The organism is Aromatoleum petrolei (genome assembly GCF_017894385.1).
Taxonomy (GTDB): domain Bacteria; phylum Pseudomonadota; class Gammaproteobacteria; order Burkholderiales; family Rhodocyclaceae; genus Aromatoleum; species Aromatoleum petrolei.
Genome location: NZ_CP059560.1, coordinates 1,998,066 through 2,017,310, shown reverse-complemented (window position 1 = coordinate 2,017,310; position 19,245 = coordinate 1,998,066). Strand labels below are relative to the sequence as shown.

Sequence of the window (19,245 nt, the reverse complement as noted above, 5' to 3'; positions counted from 1 at the left end):
TGAAGATAGGATCGGGTAGGCTGCGCAGCGTGTGGGCATAAATATTACACGGACTCACTTACGACAAGACGTGCTGCAGTATCCGGCCCAGCTATCGCTGGAATGTGTTTTCGAACGTTTGCGCGGGCCATGCTATGCGCTCACTTGGCGGTAATTTTTCCTGGTTTTCGGCCCATTCGTTCTTTGCCATCTCGCAAATCTTCGGATGAACTAGTCCGCAGGTGCGACGTAGCCAGTTAATCGCGTCCTGCTTCCTTCCATTAAGCGCATATGCGCTAGATAATTTATAAAGATTCGAGGGGCTCGGAAAATTTGTCGTTGCCTTTCTGACCCAATCTAGCTCTTCGGAACTCATCTCGGAGTGTTCTGCGAATCGGCCGAGCTGGATAGCCTCCCGGAGCTGGGTTAGAAGGAAGATATTTCGTGGATGTTTATCACCTTTCTGGATGCCGGGCCAGCTCTTTTCGAGTGTGAGTTCGGCCATTTCTGCTTCAATTCTGAAATAATCAGATATTGAAAGTGCAAGAAGGCTGCTTGTTACCAGTAGGGCTGTTAGGAATGCGTGGCGCGAGCTGCGAAGAATTATTCCTCGACCATTTTCGCGATTTAACATCCCAATAACCATTCCAGTGGGGAGCAGAAAGTAGGCATAGTGAAGAGGTAACTCCAGTAAGGAATGAACCCCAATAACTATTGCAAAGAGAGCGAGAACCCCGTCCTCTGGTCGCTTGATGGCGCGAACCGATGTCACAAACCAAAGGATTAATAGAACGCTCGCTATGGCTCCGATAGGAACCCCAAACCAGAGCAAGAGGTCAATAAAGATGTTGTGGGAGTGACCGAAAGCAGTGCTAAAGGCTTCAGGGTGCTCGAGCATTTTCTCTGCTTGCGCATGGAGCACCTGATTCATTCCATAGCCCGATAAGGGGTGGACGGATACGGCGTCAATAAACATGCGCCATATTGCCGGACGGAGCATTATTCCTGCGGAGAGACGCTCGGTCGGGTTTTCATCCTGCTCCAGTTGTAAGAACTCGCATGCAGGGGAAATTGAAAAGGCGAATGCTATATAAACGATAGTAAGCGAGAGAGTGGCAATGAAAGTCCTTTGCGGTAGTGAGCGGCGCCAGTAAACGGTTGAGGCAGAGATTATCAAAATGGCGAGGGCTCCCGTGCGGGATTGTGTGAGAGCTATTCCTGCCACGAGAAAACATGCGAGTAAGAAGGCGAAGCTGCCACGCAGGAAGCCACGATAGAAGCCCCATGCGGACGCAAGAACTCCCCAGGTCAAAAGCGTGGAAAGTTGATTAGGTTGCGCGAGATTGCCGTAAGGTCGCGAGCCAATCTGTTGATGCATCCAAAGACCAAGCTGCGAGTCTTGAGTAACCAGTCCCAACCATTGATGAAGCTGTATTCCAACGGACGCCGTTCCGGCTATTCCGATGGACAAAAACAGGATGTCGCCGAGCTCGTCGCGTCTACACTGTTGCCAGCGGTGGCCGGCTTGAACGGACAGCGCTAGTCCGAAAAGATATATTGTGCCAATAAGTGCTGTGCCGGAAAAATCAATTAGTCCGAGCCATAGCTGCGTTATTGGAACAATTGCGAGGGCTCCAATTGCTAAAGTGAGCCAGTGCCAATCCGTGAGTTCGCGGTAAATAAGAAAAGGTAGTGCTGCGAAAACGCAGAGGACAATGGAGACCCACGCCTCGGAGTGGAATGAGACCCAAGGTTGGTAATGATTGGGTAGCAGCCAGCCGAGTGCGAGGATAAAGGACGCAATGACATGGCTTATACTCGAAGGGGAGGCGCTCAATTTAAAAGAGGGGGAAGAAATGGTCACGTTGTGTTCATTGTGCGGTGCTATAGCAGAAATAAAAAGGCCCCTGCAAAGGGGCCTTTTCTGCCAAATCTATACTCGCGCGGGTATCAGCGGCATTCGGAGGGGAGGAACTTGGAGTTGATTGCAGTAGATGCGCAGGCCCATTTCAGTTGACCGCCGCCAACAACCGTCGGCGTCATCGTAAGGTCGCCTGTTGCGCCCGGCACCGTCGAGGTGACGGTGACAACGCCGGTGGTATCGGCAATCGCGATGTTACTGACGTACTTCGTAGCGCCCGGGAAGGTGTATCCGCTATTAGATGCGGTTACAAGGGCAAGTGATCCAAGGGACGACGCCGTTTCCGACACAGCAAGTTTGGCAGGGGCGCTCATAACGATGACTTCGCTGACCTTTGCCCGGGTCGTGTAATCCTGATACGCGGGCAGTGCGACGGCAGCCAAAATACCGATAATCGCCACGACGATCATCAGTTCGATCAGGGTAAAGCCTTGTTGAACCTTTTTCATGATGCGCTCCTTGATGGAAACCACGGAAAATCCGCTTGGATTCCCTGTCGCAATCAGCGTGCCAATTCTTACGGCTTTAACGGCTTGCGAAGCATGCGGTTAGAAGACAAACAAAAACAGTGTCTTACAGAATGTTTACCAAGCCTTCGCCACAGACCTCCACTCCGGCGCGTGACAATTGTCACAAAGTGCGTCAACAGCAGACGCGATGACAACGGAAAATGTCAAATGTTGACAGTGGCGCAGAGGATGGGCGGTGTCATCGGCAACTCATAGGGGCACGGGCGCCGCGGGGGGGCTTGCGCCGCCGCAGTTCCCACTCCTTCACCAGCGCATAGATCGCCGGGATCACCCCCAGCGTCAGCACGGTCGACGACAGCATTCCCCCAACCATCGGTGCAGCGATGCGACTCATGACTTCGGAGCCGGTGCCGGTGCCCCACATGATGGGTAGCAGGCCGGCGATGATGGCGACGACGGTCATCATCTTGGGGCGAACGCGTTCGACCGCGCCTTCCATGATCGCGTGGTAGAGATCGGTGGCGTCGGGCTGGCGGCCTTCGGCGAGGCGCTTGGCGCGGATGGCTTCCCACGCGTGGTCGAGGTAGATCAGCATCACCACGCCGGTTTCGGCCGCGACGCCGGCCAGCGCGATGAAGCCGACGGCGACGGCGACGCTCATGTTGTAGCCCAGCCACCACATCAGCCAGATGCCGCCGACGAGGGCGAAGGGCACGGACAGCATGACGATCAGGGTCTCGGTGAGGCGGCGGAAATTGAGGTAGAGGAGCAGGAAGATGATCGCGAGGGTGAGCGGGACGACGACGACGAGCTTTTCCTTGGCGCGCTCCATGTATTCGAACTGGCCGCTCCAGGTGGCGTAGTAGCCGGGCGGGAAGTCGACCTTCTCGGCGACGGCGCGGCGCGCGTCGGCGACATAGGAGCCGATGTCGCGGTCGCGGATGTCGACGTACACGTAGGCGGTGAGGAGCGCGTTCTCGGTGCGGATCGCCGGGGCGCCCTTGGCGAGCGAGACTTTCGCCAGCTGGCCGAGCGGGAGGTTGCCGCCGGCGGGCAGCGGCACGAAGACTTCCGCGGCGATGCGGCGCGGGTCGTCGCGCAGGTCGCGCGGGTAGCGCACCGTGACGTTGTAGCGTTCGAGGCCTTCGACGGTGGTGGTGACCGGGTCGCCGCCCAGGGCGGTGGCGACCACCATCTGGAAGTCGTCGACGGTGATGCCGTAGCGCGCGAGCTGGGCGCGGTCGGGGACGATGTCGAGGTAGAAGCCGCCGGTGACGCGTTCGGCGTAGGCGCTGGTGGTGCCGGGGACCTCGCGCACGGCCGCTTCGACTTCGCGGGCGAGGCGTTCGATGACGGCGAGGTCCTTGCCGAAGACCTTCACGCCAATCGGGGTGCGGATGCCGGTGGAGAGCATGTCGAGGCGGGCCTTGATCGGCATGGTCCAGGAGTTGGCGACGCCGGGGAATTTCAGCGCGGCGTCCATCTCGGCGATCAGCTTGTCGGTCGTCATGCCCGGGCGCCATTCGGATTCGGGCTTGAGGTTGATGACGGTCTCGAACATCTCCAGCGGCGCGGGGTCGGTGGCGCTGTTGGCGCGGCCGGCCTTGCCGTACACGGAGGCGACCTCGGGGAAGGTCTTGATGATGCGGTCGGTGGTCTGCAGCAGTTCGCCGGCCTTGGTGACCGACATGCCGGGCAGCGACGCGGGCATGTAGAAGAGCGTGCCTTCGTCGAGCGTGGGCATGAACTCGGCGCCGATGCGGCTCGCCGGGAAGATCGTGATCGCCATCGAGATTGCGGCGGCGATCAGGGTGAGCCAGCGGTGGCGCATGACCCACGCGATGATCGGGCGGTAGAGCCAGATCAGCGCGCGGTTCACGGGGTTCTTCGCCTCGGGCAGGATGCGGCCGCGGATGAAGAGCATCATCAGCACCGGCACGAGCGTCACGGAGAGCAGCGCCGCACCGGCCATCGCGAAGGTCTTGGTGAAGGCGAGCGGCGAGAACATGCGGCCTTCCTGGCCTTCGAGGGTGAACACGGGCAGGAAGGAGACGGTGATGATCAGTAGTGAGAAGAACAGCGCGGGGCCGACTTCCTTGCACGCGCGGATCATGGCCTCGGTGCGGTCGGCGCGCGTGGCGTCGTCCGGGAGGTGTTCCAGGCGCTTGTGCGCGTTCTCGATCATCACGATCGCGGCGTCGACCATGGCGCCGATGGCGATGGCGATGCCGCCCAGGCTCATGATGTTGGAGCCGAGCCCGAGCGAGCGCATGGCGATGAAGGCGATCAGGATGCCGATGGGCAGCGTGACGATCGCGACGAGCGCGCTGCGCACGTGCATGAGGAACACGATGCACACGGCGGCGACGATCAGGCTTTCCTCGAGCAGCGTCCATTTGAGGTTGGCGATGGCGCGCTCGATCAGCGCGGAGCGGTCATAGACGGGGACGATGGAGGTGCCTTCGGGCAGCCCCGCCGAGATCTCGGCGATCTTGGTCTTGACGTTGGCGATCACCTCCAGCGCATTCTGGCCGAAGCGCGCCATGACGATGCCGGAGGCGACCTCGCCCTCGCCGTTGAGCTCGGCGATGCCGCGGCGTTCGGCGGGCACCATCTCGACGCGCGCGACGTCGCGCACGAGCACGGGCGTGCCGCCTTCGCTCTTGAGGACGAGGTTGCCGATGTCCTCGGCATTGCGCAGGTAGCCGCGCCCGCGCACCATGTATTCGGTTTCGGCCATCTCGACGACGCGGCCGCCGACGTCGCGGTTGGAGGCGCGGATGACCTGCGCGACGCGGTCGAGGGGGATGCCGTAGCTCGCGAGGCGGTGCGGGTCGACGGTGACCTGGTATTCGCGCACGAAGCCGCCCAGGCTCGCGACTTCAGCCACGCCCTGCGCCTTGGTGAGCTGGTAGCGCACGTACCAGTCCTGCAGGCTGCGCAGCTCGGCGAGCGAGCGGTCCTTGCCGGTGAGGGCGTATTGGTACACCCAGCCGACGCCGGTGGCATCCGGCCCGATCTGCGGTGCGACGCCAGTCGGCATGCGGCCGGCGGCCGACGACAGGTATTCGAGCACGCGCGAGCGTGCCCAGTAGATGTCGGTGCCGTCCTCGAAGATCACGTAGACATAAGACGCGCCGAACATCGAGAAGCCGCGCACGACCTTGGCCTTGGGCACGGCCAGCAGCGCGGTGGTGAGCGGATAGGTGACCTGGTCCTCGACGACCTGCGGCGCCTGGCCGGGGTAGTCGGCGTAGACGATGACCTGCACGTCGGAGAGGTCGGGCAGGGCGTCGACGGGAGTCTTCTTCAGCGCATACACGCCGCCGGCGCTGACGAAGAGCGTCGCCAGCAGGACGAGGAAGACGTTGCGTGCGGACCAGTCGATGAGGCGGTCGAGCATTTTTATTTGTCCGGTAATCGAATAGCTAAGGTCTGCTCGGGCACGAAGTTCCACCCTTTGAAGGGGAGGGGGCGCAGGACTCAAGCTGAAATCAAGTAACTGCTCCCGCGCCCATCAATGTCCCTTGTGCCCTGCCGCAGTGCTCGGCGTGATGCGCGTGATGGCGAATTCGCCCGGCGCGCGCTCCTCGAACTCGAAGCGGATCGCGCTGCCCGGGGCGACGCCCTTCACGACGTCGGGCGAGGCCAGGTTGAAGTCCATCGTCATCGGCGGCCACTTCAGCGCGGGGATCTCGCCGTGGGTGATGCTTGCCGAGTTGGTGGAGAGGTCGATCGCGTCAAGCGTGCCTTCGGCCGCGTAGGCCTTCGCGGTGGCGGCGGCGTCGTCCTTGCCCGCAGTGAAGCTCGCGAGCGCCGTGCGCAGGTTGCTCTCGGCGTCGATGAGGAAGTTGGCCGAGACGACGACGCGCTCGCCCGCCGCGATGCCGTCGAGGATCTCGATGTGATCGCTGCCGCGGCGGCCGACCTTGACGGCCTTGGGCAGGAAGCGGCCTTCGTCCTGAGCGACGAGCACGACCTGGCGTTCGCCGCTGTCGATCAGTGCGGAGGCGGGCACCGTCAGTACGGGGGTCGCCTTGCCGGTGTCGACCTCGGCGTGCGCGAAGAGCCCGGGGCGCAGCAGGCCGTCGGGGTTCGCCAGTTCGAGGCGGATCGGGGTCGTGCGCGTCGCGGCGTCCAGCGTCGGGTAGAGGTAGGCGACCGCGGCGTCGAAGCTGCGCCCGGGGAAGGCGTCGAGCGTCACGGTGGCGTGCTGGCCGGGTTTCACACGCGCGAGGTCGCGCTCGTACACGTCGGCGAGCACCCACACCGTGGAGAGGTCGGCGATGCGGAAGAGGGCGTCGCCGGGCATGAAGCGCATGCCTTCGACGGCCTTCTTTTCCATGACGATGCCGTTGGCGGGCGACGTGAAAGTGAGCCGCCCGCTGCCGGCCTTCGTTCCCTCCGGGAGCTTCATCTGCCAGTTGGAGACGCGCGCGCGGGTCGCTTCCGCGAGGCGTTGCGCGGATGCGGCGGCGGCAGGGTCGCTGCTCGCGTCGCGCTGCAGGCGTTCGGCGATCTGCAGCTCGGAGCCGGCCGAGACGAGTTCGGGGGAATACACGGAGAACAGCGCCTGGCCGCGGCGCACCGGGTCGCCGCTGGCATTGACGTGCAGGCGTTCGATCCAGCCCTCGAAGCGCGGTGCGACGTCGACGACGCGGCGCTCGTTGATCGCGACGCGGCCGACCGCGCGCACCGGTTCGTCCAGCGTGCGCGGTTCCGCGAGCGCGGTGCGCACGCCCAGCGTCTGCAGGCGGGCGGGGCTCACGGTGACCGCGCCGGTGTCGTCGGGGCCGGCGTCCTCGCCCTCATAGACGGGGATGTAGTCCATGCCCATCGAGTCCTTCTTCGGCACGGGTGAGGTGTCGGGCAGGCCCATCGGATTGCGGTAGTAGAGGATCTTCTTCCCGCCTGTGCCTGTGCCTGCGGTGGCGGGGCTCGCGTCAGCGGCGGGGGAGGCAGCGGGATGCCCGGTCTGGCGGGTGCCGGCGAAGTAGCCGGCGGCGAGCGCGAGGGCGACCGCGAGGGCGCCGAGGGTCAGTTGCGCGGCGGGTTTCACAGGGATTCTCCGACCAGTTTTTCGATTTCGAACAGGGCCATGCGGGCTTCGACTTCGGACTGCAGCAGGTTCATGCGGGTGTCGACGAGCTGACGTTCGGCCTCGAGCACGGCGTCGAAGTCGGCGCGGCCGGTTTCGAAGGCGGCGCGGGTCGCGTCGCGCGTAGCCTGTGCCTGCGGCAGCAGCGTGCCGCGGAGGAGGCGTTGCGTCTCCCGCGCGCTGGTGAAGTTCGCCCAGGCGGCGCCGATCTCGCCGGCGAGCCGGCTGCCGGTCGCTGCGCGCCTGGCGTCGGCGGCGGTGACCATGTAGGCGGCTTCGCGCTCGCGCGCGCGGCGGGCAGATTGCTGCAGCGGGATCATGACTTCGAACATCAGGTCCCACGACTGGTCTTCGCCGCGCGGACGGTTGTTCGTGACGCCGATGCTGTAGTCGGGATAGCGGTCGGCCCAGGTGCGTTCGCGTTCGAGGCGCGCGGCCTCGATGCCGCGTTCGTCGGCCGCGAGGGCCGGGTTCGCGGCGCGGGCGCGGGCGACGAGGGCAGCGAGGTCGAGCGCCGCGGGCAGGGCCGACGGTTCTCCGGGTGCCGCGAGCGGTTCGTGCGGGGCACGGGCGAGCAGGCCGTTGAGGGCGGCGACGGCGCCGCGGCGGCGTTGTTCGATGCCGACCTGGGCGAGGCGCTGGCTGGTGATCTCGCGCTGCGCGCGCAGCACCGCCTGCTGCGGCGCGAGGCCCTGGCGGTAGCGCGCGAGCGTGGCTTCCTCGAGGCCGCCGAGGAGCGCGAGGGTTTCGCGTGCGAGCGCGGCCTCGCGGTCGGCGGCGTAATAGCGCAGCCAGGCCTGCTTGATCGTGAGCGCGAGGTCGAGCCACGCGGCATCGAGCCCGGCCGTGGCCTGCTCGGCCTTCGCGGCCGCCGTGCGGGATTGCAGTTCGCGTTTGCCCCAGCCCGGCAGCGGCTGGATGAAGCGGTAGCGCGTCTCGCCGACGCGGCCCGGCACGAGGGTGGTGCCGCCGCCGCGCATCTCGTTGGTGAAATCCATCAGTTCGACCTGGACGTTCGGGTCGGGCAGGGCGCCGGCGGAATCGACGCGCTCGCGCGCGGCCGCGGTTTCGGCACGCTGGGCGGCGAAGGACGGGTTGGTGTTGCGCGCGTGGTCGAGGAGGCCGCCGATGTCGGCGCCGAGCGGGGTCGCGGTGGTTGTCGGCGCCGTGACCGCGGTGGCGTGCGGCAGCGGCGCATCTCCCTGCGCATGCGCCGGGATGCCCGGTATGGCGAGCGCGGCGAGGAGGAGCAGGGAACGCGGGACGTGCATGCGCATTCCGCCCGAGGACGCTTTCATCGTCTGGACTCCGGTATCACGTGTTGTTCCTGGCGGCGGGTGTGTCGCTCGCCGCGAAGCAGGTGTGCGGACGGCCCGGGACGCGTGGCCCCGGTGCGTCTCCCGTTTAATTCACGATCTCGACCTGCTTCACGCCGAATGTGCCGTCGACGCGCTCGGCGACGAAGCGGATCTTGTCGCCGACCTTGAGCTTGTCGAGCACTGCGGCTTCGCTTGCGCGAAACGCCATCGTCATGGCTGGCATGCTGAGGTTCTCGAGCGGGCCGTGTGCGATGGTGATCTTGCCGGCCGCCTTGTCGATCTTGCGCACGGTGCCTTCACTCGGGGACGCGGACTTCGCGGGGGCGTCTGCCATGGCATGCCCGGCGTGGCTGCCGTGGTTCATCTGGGCAAAGGCCGCGGGGGCGGCGAGGGCAATGGTGGTGACCAGGAGAAGGGATTTCATGTTCATGATGCAAGTCTCATTCGTGGGTTCTGCGGGATTCTTGGGGCAAGGTTCAGCGTACGGTTGCGGATTCCTTCGCCAGTGCCTGCGTAAAGGCCGGCTTCACATCGATCGCGCCGATCATCCCCGCTGCAAAATGGCCGGCAAGCAGGCAGGCGAATTCGAACCGGCCCGGGCGGTTGAAGGTCCATACGATCTCGCCGCTGCGTCCGGCGGGCACGTGTGCCATCCAGGGCTCGTCGTGTTCCATGTCGGGAAACCGCTGCATCAGTTCTGCGTGTCCGGAGAGCGCGGTGGAAGTGCCGATCACCAATTCGTGCAGGGCGCCGCCGCCGTTATGCACGACCAGACGGACCGTTTCGCCTTCCCCGACGTCGATGCGGTCGGGCGTGAAGCGCATCCGGTCGTCCATGCGCACCGTGATCGTGCGCGTGACCTCGCGCTGCAAGCCGGCGATCCCCCAGTCCTGCTGTTCGCGCACCGCGGGAACCATGGCGGCGGGGCTGTGCGTGGAACCGCCGTGAGCGCCGGCGGCGAGGGGGAACCATGCGACGATCATGGCGGCGAGCAGTTTTGCGAAGTGGGGCGGCGGTCGGCGCATCGTACTGAATACCCGGAAGGATGGAATGTCTGGAGGCGATGATGAGGGGGGGCTGGCGACGCGATGCTGACGCGGAGATTACATCTTTGTAATCTTGTGCGGGAGTGCCGGGGGCGGGGCACAATGCGGCCGCATGAGGATGCCCGGGACAGGCGCTGGCAGACGGCCGCCGGTGCGGGTGAGGAGTGGACGTGAAAATCCTGATCGTCGAAGACGAAATCAAGACGGGTGACTACCTGCGCCAGGGCCTGGCCGAGGCGGGCTTCATCGTCGACCTCGCGCGCGACGGCATGGACGGGCTGCACCTCGCGCTCACCGGCGACTACGACCTCGTCATCCTCGACGTGATGCTGCCGGGCCTCGACGGCTGGAGCGTGCTGCAGACGGTGCGGCGCGCGGGGCGCGAGATGCCGGTGTTGTTCCTCACCGCGCGCGACCAGGTCGAGGACCGCGTGCGCGGACTCGAGCTCGGCGCCGACGACTATCTGGTGAAGCCCTTCGCTTTTTCCGAGCTGCTGGCCCGCGTCCGCACCCTGCTGCGACGGGGCAAGTCGAAGGAGCCGGACGTGCTGCGCGCGGCCGACCTCGAGCTGGACCTGATGCGCCGGCGCGTGACGCGCGCGGGGCAGCGCATCGACCTCACCGCCAAGGAGTTCGGCCTGCTGGAGCTGCTGCTGCGACGCCAGGGCGAGGTGTTGCCGCGTTCGCTGATTGCATCGCAGGTGTGGGACATGAATTTCGACAGCGACACCAACGTGATCGAGGTGGCGGTGCGCCGCCTGCGCGCCAAGGTGGATGATCCGTTCGAGCCCAAGCTGATCCGCACCGTGCGCGGCATGGGCTACGTGCTCGAGGCGCCGTGATGCCGCGGCTGTCGCTGACGCTGCGCCTGACGCCGTTCTTCGGCGGGCTCTTCGCCGCGGTGCTGCTCGGGCTGGGCACGTACATTTCGGCGACGGTCGAGCGCCATTTCGAGGAAGGCGACCTCGTCGAACTGCACGGCAAGCTCGAACTGGCGCGCTCGGTGCTCGCGCAGGTGCGTGAGGAGGCGGATTTCGCGAACGTCGCGCAGCAGCTCGACGCAGCGCTCGTCGGGCACCACAGCCTGTCGATCGCAGTACTGAGGGGCAGCGGCCGCGGCGAGATCCTGTTCGCGTCGTCGGGGGCGGATTTCCCGGAGCCGGCGACGCGGATCGATCCCGGTCCGGACGTGGCGGCCTTTCCACCGGCGCACACCTGGGAGCAGGGCGACCACGTCTACCGCGGGGTCGTCGCGAACGCACGCACGGGTATTGCCGGTGCGCCCGCGGCCCGCGTCGTGGTGTCCATGGACATCGAGCATCACCGCACTTTCATGCGCGAATTCGAGCGTTCGCTGTGGTTCGCGGTGGCGCTGGCGATCGTCGCGACGGGCCTGCTCGGTGCGTTCGCGGCCCGCGGCGGTCTCGCGCCGTTGCGCAAGATGGCGGAGGTCGCACGCGGCGTGTCGGCGCAGCATCTGACCGCACGCATCGACACGCGCCACCTGCCGGTGGAGCTGGAGGCGCTGGCGGGCGAGCTCAACGCGATGATGGCGCGCCTGGAGGACGGTTTCCGACGCCTGAGCGAGTTTTCGTCGGACATCGCGCACGAGCTGCGTACGCCGGTGAGCAATCTGATGACGCAGACCGAGGTCGCGCTCGGGCGTGCGCGCGACGCCGACCAGTATCGCGAGATCCTGCTGTCGAATCTCGAGGAGTACGAGCGGCTTGCGCGCATGATCGCCGACATGCTGTTCCTCGCGCAGGCCGACAACGGCCTGCTGCCGCGGCCGGCCGAGACGCTGTCGCTCGCCGGGGAGGCGGGCGCGCTGGCGGAATTCTACGAGGCGTTGGCCGAGGAGAAGGGCCTGCGCCTGGAGGTCGGCGGCGATGCGTGCGTGCAGGGCGATCGCCTGATGCTGCGACGTGCGGTGTCGAACCTGCTGTCGAACGCGCTGCGCCACGCGGCACCCGGTGGCGTCGTGAGCATTGCGATCGAGGCGGCCGGGGGCGAGGCGCGGCTCGCGGTGAGCAACCCTGGCGAAACGATCCCGCCGGAGCATCTGGCGCGCGTCTTCGACCGCTTCCATCGCGTCGATCCGGCGCGCACCCGGCAGGGCGACGGCGCGGGGCTGGGGCTCGCGATCACACGCTCGATCGTCGAGGCGCACGGCGGCCGCATCGGCGTGGAATCCGCCGGCGGCCTCACCACTTTCACGCTCTACCTGCCGCGCGCGTCGGCCGATGCGCGCATCGCGGCAGCGGGGACCCGCGGGGCGGACCCTTCGTCTCCCGCGTCGGGCCAAACATCGGCAATCGTCTGATCCAGAGGAAAACATGAAGTCGCACAATCCTTCCCGTTCCGCTCGCCGTCCCCTCGCCCTGGTCGCCACCTTGGCGCTGGCCGCGGTTCTTGCCGCGCCGGTACTCGCGGCCGGCGAGGAGGTGGTGATGTACAAGGATCCCAACTGCGGCTGCTGCGGCAAGTGGGCCGAGCACATGCGCGCGGCGGGTTTCTCCGTGAAGGAGATCAAGAGCACCGACATGGGCGCCATCAAGCGCGCGGCGGGCGTGCCGCAGGCCCTGAGCTCCTGCCATACTGCGAAGGTCGGCGGGTATTTCGTCGAAGGGCACGTGCCGGCCGCCGACGTGAAGCGCCTGCTGGCGGAGAAGCCCAAGGTCGCCGGCATCTCGGCGCCGGGCATGCCGCAGGGCTCGCCGGGGATGGAAGGGCCGTACCCGGCGGACCGCTACGACGTCGTCAGCCTTACTGCCGACGGCAAGACGCAGGTCTTCGCCAGCCATTGAGACTTCGTTGGCCCCGGAGACTCCGGGGCGCGGGAGAACGAAACATGCGCAGGAAGCTTGTCGCCGCCCTGGGGGCGGCCGTGTTGCTGACGACGAGTGCGGGGGTGTCCGCGCAGCAGGCGGGGACCGTCACCGGCGATCGTGCCGGCGACATGACGGCGGATCTGCTCATCGTGCGCCCGCTCGGACTCGTGGGCACGGTGATCGGTGCGGCGGTGTTCGTCGTCGCGCTGCCCTTCACGTTGCCGACGGGCTCGGCGGGCGATGCCGCGCACGAACTCGTCGGCAAGCCCTTCGAATACACCTTCAACCGCCCGCTCGGCGACTTCCAGCACTGTGGGGCTGACCGCCACCCCTGTGGCGACCGGCGTGATCCGTAAGGCAGTCTGCCGTCTGGGTGTCGCTGCGCTCGTCTTCCCTGCCGGCTGTGGTGGCGGGGCCGACGGCAGGATCGACCCGACGGACGGCGCGCAGGTTGCGCTCGGCGAGGAACTGTACCGGAAGCACTGCGCGAGCTGCCATGGTGCGAAGCTCGAAGGGCAGCCGGACTGGCGCCAACGCAAGGCCGACGGGCGGCTGCCCGCGCCGCCGCACGATGCGTCCGGCCATACCTGGCACCATCCGAACGAGCTGCTCGTGAACATCATCCGCGACGGCATGGTACCGCCGTGGGCGCCCGAGGGCTACGCGAGCGACATGCCGCGGTTCGCCCGCGTGCTGTCCGACGACGAGATCCGCGCCACGCTGGCCTTCATCCAGAGCACCTGGCCCGCCCAGGTGTGGGCCGCGCGCGCGCAGATGGCGCAACAGCGGCGCTGATCGCGCGCGGGGCGGTGCGAACATTCCCCGTGCCGGTGCGGTGCCGGGACTGGTATGCTAAAGCGCTTTCCCGTTTCGGGTGAGTTTCCCCAATGAATGAATCCTTCAAGCGCGGCGCCCGTGAGGGCCTCCGGCTGATGCTGCCGATGTCCGTCGGCCTCGTCCCGTGGGCCATCGTGACGGGGGTCGCGATGCGCTCGACCGGCCTGTCGGTGGGCGAGTCGCTGGGCATGAACCTGATTGTCTATGCCGGCACGGCCCAGCTCGGCACCTTGCCCCTGATCGCAGCCGGTGCGCCGCTGTGGCTGATCTTCGTCACCGCGCTGGTGCTCAATCTGCGCTTCGTGATCTTCAGTGCGGCGATTGCGCCGTCCTTCCATGGTACGTCGTGGTCGAAGCGTCTGCTGTCGGGCTACCTGCTGGTCGACGGCCTCTTCGTGCTGTGCGCCGATCGGCTGCTGCGCGCCGACGATCCGCACTGGCGCTGGGGTTTCTATGTCGCGCCGGCGCTGTTGTGCTGGAGCATGTGGCAGCTCGGCGGCATCGCCGGCATTCTGGGTGCGGGTGTATTTCCGAAGGACTGGTCGCTGGAGTTCATGACGACCATCGCGTTGATGGTGATGCTCGTGCCGATGGTGCAGCAGCGCGCGATGCTCGTCGCGACTCTGGTCGGCGGTCTCGGTGCCGTATTGCTGCGCGGCTTGCCGCTGAGGCTTGGCGTCATCGCCGGGATCGCCCTCGGGATTGCGGCCGGATTCCTTGCGGAGCGCTGGACGGAGCAGCGGAGGCAGTCATGGTAGAAGGCACATGGCTGTGGCTGACGCTGCTGGCGATCGGGGCGACGACGATTCTCACGCGCGGCAGCTTCGTGCTGAGCGGGGAAGGGGCGAGGTTGCCGCCGGCACTGCAGCGCGCGCTACGCTATGCGCCCGCAGCGGCGCTGTCCGCGCTGATCATGCCGGACCTGCTGCTCGATGCGGGCGCTTTCGATCCGGCGAATCCCAAGCTTGTTGCGGGCATCGCGGTTGCGTTCGCCGCGCTGCGGTCACGCAGCCCGTGGTTGCCCTTCATTGCGGGAATGGGTGTGTTGCTGGTGCTGAGGAAGGGGCTGGGCTGGTAGCGCGGTGACGGGCGGCGGCGAGCGCAGCGCTGCGGTGATGCAGGGGGCGGGCTCGCTCGAGCGCCGCATGACGGGATACGCCTTCGGCTCCTCCCGCCCCACGATCCGGGGGGCGATCGCGGCGGTCGGGCCCGGCGCTCAGGTCAGCAGGTAGTTCGCGTCGGGGACGGGGGCGGGCGGGGGAATTTCGCCGAGCATTTCGCGCAGGCTCGCGTCGATGCCGGCTACCAGCGCGTCGAGCGCGAGGTCGTTGGCCATCGTCCCGAACGGGTCGTCGATTTCGTCACTGAGGGCCTCCAGCGCGAAGAAGGTGTAGGACACGAAGCACACGATCAGCGGTGTCATCGAACCGATCGAATCGACGAGGCCGAAGGGCAGCAACATGCAATAGAAATACGCGCTGCGGTGGAGGATCACCGAGTAGGTGAAGGGCAGGGGCGTGCCGGCGATGCGCTCGCAGCCGCCCAGCGCGTTGGAGAGTTCGTTGAGGGACTGCTCCATCTGCTGTGCGGTGATGGCGTCGAGTTCATCGGCGGCGCGGCGTTCGCGCAGCCATTCGCCCAGCCACAGCAGGATCAGTGCAGGGCCGAAACGCGCGGTGCCTACGCGTTCGATCAGCTCGGGCGGGAGCAGTCCGGCGAGATCGGTGTCGCGCGGCTGCCCCCGCAGCTGGTTGCGCATCGCGGTGGCAAATCCGACCAGGCCCAGCACAAAGGTGCGCTGCGATTCACGCGGCGTCGCGAGGTTGAGGGCCTGGCGGGCAAGGTTGCGCGCTTCGACGAGGACCGTGCCCCACAGCTTGCGCGCTTCCCAGTAGCGATCGTAGCTCGCGTTGATGCGGAAGCCGAGAAAGATCGCGAATGCGACGCCCATCAGCGAGAACGGCGTCGCCGTCAGCGTGACCTTCCAGTGGAACAGCTGGCCGTGCAGCAGCACGACGGCGCAGGACAGCGCGAAGATGAACAGTTGCTGCGAGAGGATACGCTGGACGAGGGAACCGCGGCGTACGAAGAGCAGGCGAGCCCAGTGAGGGCGGGGGCGGAGGATCACGGCGGGGGCGGGTGGGTCGCGGATGCGACGGGAGGCAAGATTCTCGCAGGTTTTCTGTGCCTCTTGGGTGAAACTTGCTGCAGTGCAGCGAATGTGCGACGGAGCCGTTGCCCACGGTTCCGTCGATGTCCGTTCAGCACACCTTGCAGCGTTCGACCGGCAGGCCGCTTCTGATCCAGCCCGGACCTGCAGTGCTGCCGCTCATGCCTTCGCGCACGCTGACCACGTTCGTGAAACCTTGGGCGGCGAGCAGGCGCTGCGCCTGGCCGCTGCGGTTGCCGCTGCGGCAGATGAAGGCGATGGGCGTGTCGCGCTTTCCGCCGACCTTTGCGACCACTTCCTTGACGAAGCCTTCCGCTCCGCCCGGATGGTACAGGTTGATCGGCGTCGCGCCCGGAGCGACGCCGGTTTCCCGCCATTCGTCCGGGGTGCGCACATCGATGAGCGTGATCCTGCCGGCCTTGGCCTGCGCCTGGGCCTCCGCAGGCGTGATCTCGGGCACGCCGCCCTGCTGGGCGTGGACGGCCGCGAAGGGCACGAGGGCGGCGGTTGCGGCCAGCAGCAGCGCGCGCCGGGTAAAGCGTAGGGCGGGGAATGTCATGACGGACTCCGGGGACGGATGAGGCTGACGGGAGTGTTGGTGAGACCGGCGATCGGCAGCCGAGTTCGTCATATTAGCATGTGCTTTTATTGTGGCGGCGAGAGGGCGATGACGACCGGCCGGTCCGCGACGAGGAGCCGAAGGCGCATCCCGCCAACGATGGTGGGACACATCCAGGCGCGACGTTCGGCGGGATACGCTCCGTTCCTCCCGCCCTGGATCAGCCCGCGAACCACGCCAGGGCGGTGGCGGTTGCGAGGCCGCCGCTCGCCAACAGCGTGAGCCGCCGCGGCGAGCCGTGGAGCCGCCCCCACAGCCAAAACCCGGACAGGCCTAGGAAGGCCAGCCCGAGTGCGGCGGCGTCCGAGAACAGCACCCATGCCGGGCCGGTGCCGATCGACATGTGCAGGCGAGCGAGGTAAAGCCACAGGTTGGGTTGCGTGCGCTTCACTTCGGCCTGGCGGCTGCCGACCCAGTATTCCACCTGCACCGACTCAGACGGCGTGTCGGCGCGGAGCGTCCAGCGCTCGGGCTGGCGGATCTCGCCGTTGCCCCAGCTCACCGCTCGTGCGCCGTCGATCTTGGGCTTGAGCGCGGACGGATCCAGGCCCAGCGCCGGCGCCAGCGCCGCCGCGAGCGCGGTGGGGGCCGCCGGGCTGGCTTCGACGGACAGCAGTTGCGTGACTTCCTTCCGGTCGAGTGCGGGGATTTTCATCACCGCGCGGTGGTTGAGCAGGAAGCCGGTGGTCGCGAACAGCAGCAGCATCGCGGCGAGCGCGAGGCCGAACCAGGCGTGGATGCGGCGCAGCCACTTCTGCGAATTGCCGCGATGGCTGGGGGGGCGGGGGTGGAGGTGGATCACGGCGGGCTCAGAAGCTCAATTTCGCGGAGAGGCGCAGTGTACGCGGCATGCCGACCGCGAGCAGCGGGCTGTTGGAGTTCACGCGGCTGTCGCCGGCCGCGGCCCAGTAGCGCTCGTCGGTGACGTTCTCGAGGTTCGCGACGAGATCGAGCTGCTTGCCGTCGAGCCTGGTGCGGTAGCGTGCACCGAGATCGTAGCGGGTGAAGGCGTCGACCTGGGCCTGGTTGAGCGGGTTCACCTCGCGCTCGCCGGTGTAGTAGGCGCCCGCGGAGAGTGCGAGGCCCGGCAGTGCGGCGAGGCTGTGCTCGACGAACAGGCTGGCGGTGACGCGCGGTGTGTTGGCCGGGCGCTTGCCGACGAGGCGCGGGTCGTTCTCGGCGTCGGTGAATTCGGCGTCGAGCCACTGGGCGGAGGCGAACAGGCTCCAGCGCGGCGCGATGCGTCCGCCGGCGGAGAGTTCGACGCCGCGGTAGCGGCCTTCGCCGAGGCGCTCATACACGTCGTCGGCGGTGCTGGTCGTGCCCTGCGAATTGACGCCGTTCATCGGGCGTTCGATCTGGAACAGCGCGGCGTTGGTCTTCAGGCCCCGCCACTCGCTCTTGATGCCGCCTTCCCACTGGCGGCTGACGATGGGCTTCAGCGAGTCGCCTTCGTTGACCGTGCGCGCCGGCGCGATGCCGCCGTCCTCGAGGCCTTCGAGGTAGCCGGCGTAGAGGTTGGTCGCCGGCGTGAGCTTGTAGACGGCGGCGATGGTCGGCGTGACGCGGCGCTTGGTGTAGTCGAGCGTGGAATCGGTCGCGTGCTCGAATTCGAACTCGCTGCCGCGCGCCCCCGCCATCAGCAGCCAGTCGCCGAGCGCGATGCGGTCGAAGGCGTACCAGCCCTGGTCATAGGTGCGCGAGTGCAGCGCACGGGCGGGATAGCTCACCGCGGTCTCGGGGATGTCGCGCGGATCGTAGAGGTTCTGCGCGACGGTGATCTGGCGCGTCGCGCCGGCCGTCTGGCTGAGCACGTTGCGGGCATAGCCGAAGGTCAGGTCGTGCGTGACGGTGCCCGTCTCGACGCGCCCGGCGAATTCGGTGCGCTGGCTGCGGTTGATGTATTCCTGGCCCTTGGTGCGCGAAATCTGCAGCGTGCCTTCGCCGGTGGCGAGGTTGTAGTTCTGCAGCTGCGAGAAGTTTCGGTCGCGTTCCAGCCAGGAGCGCCCCATCTCAACGGTCCAGATCCAGTTGTCGTTGAGCGCGAAGTCGCTGCGCAGCTGCACGTTCTGTTCCTTGGCGTCGTAGTTCGCCCACTCCGGGGCGATGAGCTTGCGCGGGTCGGGGATCTTCGGCAGCGGGATTTCGCCGTTCACGGCGCGCAGCGCGAGGATGCTCGACTGCTCGACGACGTCCTTGGCGATGTCCTCGACATCGAGCTTGAGCAGCCAGCGGTCGGTGACCTGCCAGTCGAATGCGCCGGCGTAGAGATGGCGGTCGCCACCGGCATCGCGCACCGGGCTCTCGAGCTGCCCGCCGACGATGTTTACGCGCGCGCCGAATTCGCCGTTGGCGCCGAAGCGGCGGGCGACATCGAGGCCGGCGACGGCGCTGCCGTTGTCGTCGGTGGAGAACTGCACGGCGGTGACGGGCGTCTTGCCGGCGCGCTTGGTGACGAGGTTGATGATGCCCGACGGCGGCACGAAGCCGTAGTACAGGCCGCCGACGCCCTTCAGCACTTCGACGCGCTCCTTGTTCTCGAGCGGCAGGTCGATGAGGTTGACGATGGGCAGGCCGCCGTTGAGGCGGTAGTTGGAGCGGTTCTCGACCAGCAGGCCGCGGATCGACAGGTTGTCGTAGGCGGTCGCGCCGAGCTGGGCGCGGGCGACGCCGGCGGTGTTCTTCATCGCTTCATACAGGCCGTTGGCCTGCTGCGCGTCGAGGAGGTCGCGGTCGACGACGTTGATCGTCATCGGCACGTCCTTGGCGGGGGTGTCGCGGAAAGTGCCGACGCCGACGCTGCCGGTACGCCAGCTCGATTCGGTGGCGAAGACTTCGACGGCGTCGAGTTGTTTTTCCTGGGCGTGGGCGCCGCCGTAGGCGGCGAGGAGGGCGGCGGGGATCAGGCGGGCTAGGAGTCGGGTGCGCATGGCTGGCTCGGTCCGGGTGAAGGGG

The 19,245-nt window shown here is 66.6% G+C and carries 18 protein-coding genes; 7 read left to right on the top strand and 11 right to left on the bottom strand.

Features of this window, described 5'->3' with window-relative positions; genetic code table 11:
- Positions 1 to 91 precede the first annotated feature (91 nt).
- The 7 genes from ToN1_RS09220 to ToN1_RS09190 all read right to left on the bottom strand — a co-directional run bounded on the left by ToN1_RS09220 (position 92) and on the right by ToN1_RS09190 (position 9,812).
- Positions 92 to 1,843: a PglL family O-oligosaccharyltransferase gene (locus ToN1_RS09220; RefSeq protein WP_169206172.1), complete on the bottom strand. Its 1,752-nt coding sequence runs from the start codon at positions 1,841 to 1,843 to the stop codon at positions 92 to 94.
- Between the two features lie 86 nt (positions 1,844 to 1,929).
- Positions 1,930 to 2,349, bottom strand: a complete 420-nt coding sequence (locus tag ToN1_RS09215; protein WP_169206171.1) for a pilin — start codon at positions 2,347 to 2,349, stop codon at positions 1,930 to 1,932.
- A 259-nt stretch (positions 2,350 to 2,608) separates the two neighbouring features.
- Positions 2,609 to 5,773 carry an efflux RND transporter permease subunit gene (locus tag ToN1_RS09210; protein ID WP_169206170.1) on the bottom strand — a complete coding sequence of 1,055 codons (3,165 nt, stop codon included), beginning with the start codon at positions 5,771 to 5,773 and terminating at the stop codon, positions 2,609 to 2,611.
- 114 nt (positions 5,774 to 5,887) lie between these two features.
- Complete coding sequence (locus ToN1_RS09205; protein WP_210148075.1) at positions 5,888 to 7,429, bottom strand: efflux RND transporter periplasmic adaptor subunit; 1,542 nt, start codon at positions 7,427 to 7,429, stop codon at positions 5,888 to 5,890.
- Positions 7,426 to 8,766 (bottom strand): TolC family protein, encoded by a 1,341-nt coding sequence (locus tag ToN1_RS09200; RefSeq protein WP_169206169.1) that lies wholly within the window; start codon positions 8,764 to 8,766, stop codon positions 7,426 to 7,428. Before ToN1_RS09200 ends, ToN1_RS09205 begins: the two co-directional genes overlap by 4 nt.
- 106 nt (positions 8,767 to 8,872) lie before the next feature.
- Complete coding sequence (locus ToN1_RS09195; protein WP_425305829.1) at positions 8,873 to 9,217, bottom strand: copper-binding protein; 345 nt, start codon at positions 9,215 to 9,217, stop codon at positions 8,873 to 8,875.
- Between the two features lie 46 nt (positions 9,218 to 9,263).
- Entirely contained in the window at positions 9,264 to 9,812 is a 549-nt protein-coding gene (locus ToN1_RS09190) for a cupredoxin domain-containing protein (protein WP_210148074.1), read from the bottom strand.
- 191 nt (positions 9,813 to 10,003) lie between these two features.
- On the opposite strand from ToN1_RS09190, the gene ToN1_RS09185 reads away from it, so the two are divergent.
- The 7 genes from ToN1_RS09185 to ToN1_RS09155 all read left to right on the top strand — a co-directional run bounded on the left by ToN1_RS09185 (position 10,004) and on the right by ToN1_RS09155 (position 14,579).
- On the top strand, positions 10,004 to 10,675 hold the full coding sequence (locus ToN1_RS09185) for a heavy metal response regulator transcription factor (protein WP_169206168.1): 672 nt from the start codon (positions 10,004 to 10,006) through the stop codon (positions 10,673 to 10,675).
- Positions 10,675 to 12,156 (top strand): heavy metal sensor histidine kinase, encoded by a 1,482-nt coding sequence (locus ToN1_RS09180; RefSeq protein ID WP_210148073.1) that lies wholly within the window; start codon positions 10,675 to 10,677, stop codon positions 12,154 to 12,156. Before ToN1_RS09185 ends, ToN1_RS09180 begins: the two co-directional genes overlap by 1 nt.
- A gap of 13 nt (positions 12,157 to 12,169) precedes the next feature.
- Positions 12,170 to 12,640 (top strand): DUF411 domain-containing protein, encoded by a 471-nt coding sequence (locus ToN1_RS09175; protein WP_169206166.1) that lies wholly within the window; start codon positions 12,170 to 12,172, stop codon positions 12,638 to 12,640.
- Positions 12,641 to 12,684: 44 nt separating this feature from the next.
- On the top strand, positions 12,685 to 13,020 hold the full coding sequence (locus ToN1_RS09170) for a hypothetical protein (RefSeq protein WP_169206165.1): 336 nt from the start codon (positions 12,685 to 12,687) through the stop codon (positions 13,018 to 13,020).
- Entirely contained in the window at positions 13,010 to 13,459 is a 450-nt protein-coding gene (locus ToN1_RS09165) for a c-type cytochrome (protein ID WP_244861010.1), read from the top strand. Before ToN1_RS09170 ends, ToN1_RS09165 begins: the two co-directional genes overlap by 11 nt.
- 92 nt (positions 13,460 to 13,551) lie before the next feature.
- A complete protein-coding gene (locus ToN1_RS09160; RefSeq protein ID WP_169206164.1) occupies positions 13,552 to 14,259 on the top strand; it encodes an AzlC family ABC transporter permease in 708 nt (235 codons plus the stop codon).
- Positions 14,253 to 14,579 (top strand): AzlD domain-containing protein, encoded by a 327-nt coding sequence (locus tag ToN1_RS09155; protein WP_169206163.1) that lies wholly within the window; start codon positions 14,253 to 14,255, stop codon positions 14,577 to 14,579. Before ToN1_RS09160 ends, ToN1_RS09155 begins: the two co-directional genes overlap by 7 nt.
- Positions 14,580 to 14,717: 138 nt before the next feature.
- Here the strand turns inward: ToN1_RS09155 and ToN1_RS09150 are convergent, their stop codons facing one another.
- The 4 genes from ToN1_RS09150 to ToN1_RS09135 form a co-directional block, all read right to left on the bottom strand.
- Positions 14,718 to 15,629 (bottom strand): bestrophin family protein, encoded by a 912-nt coding sequence (locus ToN1_RS09150; protein ID WP_210148071.1) that lies wholly within the window; start codon positions 15,627 to 15,629, stop codon positions 14,718 to 14,720.
- Between the two features lie 133 nt (positions 15,630 to 15,762).
- Positions 15,763 to 16,230 carry a rhodanese-like domain-containing protein gene (locus ToN1_RS09145; RefSeq protein WP_169208954.1) on the bottom strand — a complete coding sequence of 156 codons (468 nt, stop codon included), beginning with the start codon at positions 16,228 to 16,230 and terminating at the stop codon, positions 15,763 to 15,765.
- Positions 16,231 to 16,450: 220 nt separating this feature from the next.
- The gene (locus ToN1_RS09140) at positions 16,451 to 17,092 is read right to left on the bottom strand and encodes a PepSY-associated TM helix domain-containing protein (RefSeq protein WP_210148070.1); all 642 of its coding nucleotides are present in this window, start codon (positions 17,090 to 17,092) and stop codon (positions 16,451 to 16,453) included.
- Positions 17,093 to 17,099: 7 nt separating this feature from the next.
- Entirely contained in the window at positions 17,100 to 19,220 is a 2,121-nt protein-coding gene (locus tag ToN1_RS09135; RefSeq protein WP_169208523.1) for a TonB-dependent siderophore receptor, read from the bottom strand.
- Positions 19,221 to 19,245: the final 25 nt, after the last annotated feature.